Source organism: Nocardia amamiensis, from assembly GCF_015477605.1.
GTDB lineage: Bacteria > Actinomycetota > Actinomycetes > Mycobacteriales > Mycobacteriaceae > Nocardia > Nocardia amamiensis_A.
Genome location: NZ_JADLQX010000181.1, coordinates 1 through 856, shown reverse-complemented (window position 1 = coordinate 856; position 856 = coordinate 1). Strand labels below are relative to the sequence as shown.

1 protein-coding gene is annotated in these 856 nt (G+C 71.0%); it reads left to right on the top strand.

Annotation, left to right across the window (positions count from 1 at the left end; genetic code table 11):
• Positions 1–856, top strand: an 856-nt coding sequence (locus tag IU459_RS37355) for a condensation domain-containing protein (RefSeq protein ID WP_228839064.1), incomplete at both ends; no start/stop codon positions are given.

The following is an 856-nucleotide window of genomic DNA, read 5'->3' as shown; positions in this document are numbered from 1 at the left end:
CCGCGGGCGAGGCGCCGAACTGGGCGCCGCTGCCGGTGCAATACCAGGACTTCAGCGTGTGGCAGCGCGAGTTGCTCGGCGCCGAAGCCGACCCCGGCTCCATGGCGGCGCGCGAAATCGCCTATTGGCGTAGGGCTTTGGCGGGTCTGCCGGACCAGATCGACCTGCCCGCGGACCGCCCGCGTCCGCCCGTGCAGAGCTTCCGCGGCAGCCGGGTGACCTTCGAGATCGATGTCGAGTTGCATCAGCGCCTCGTCGCGCTGGCCCGCGCGCAGGGCGTCAGCCTGTTCATGGTCATGCACGCCTCGCTGGCCGTGCTGCTGGCCCGGCTGTCGGGCACCAGCGACATCGCCATCGGCACCCCGGTCGCCGGGCGCGGCGAGCAGGCGCTCGACGACCTGATCGGCATGTTCGTCAACACCCTCGTGCTGCGCTCGGAGGTGGAAGGTGACGAGCCGTTCGCCGAATTCCTCCGCCGTACCAGGGAAACCGACCTCGCCGCCTTCGCGTTCGCGGACGTGCCGTTCGAGCGGCTGGTCGAGGTGCTCAACCCGACCCGCTCGCAGGCCCGGCACCCGCTGTTCCAGGTGATGCTGTCGTTCCAGGAGATGTCGCACGCGACCCTGGAACTGCCCGGCCTGTCGGTCAGCGCCGACGAGCTCGAGGTCGACATCGCCAAGTTCGACTTGCAGTGGACGGTCACCGAAGAGCGGGGCACGCACGGCGAGCCCGCGGGCATGGCCGCGGTGATCTCCTTCGCCACCGACCTGTTCGACGCCCCGACCGTCGCGGAGTTCGGCCGCCGCTACCTGCGCGTGCTCGAAGCCGCCGTCGCCGCGCCGGAGACCGCCGTGCG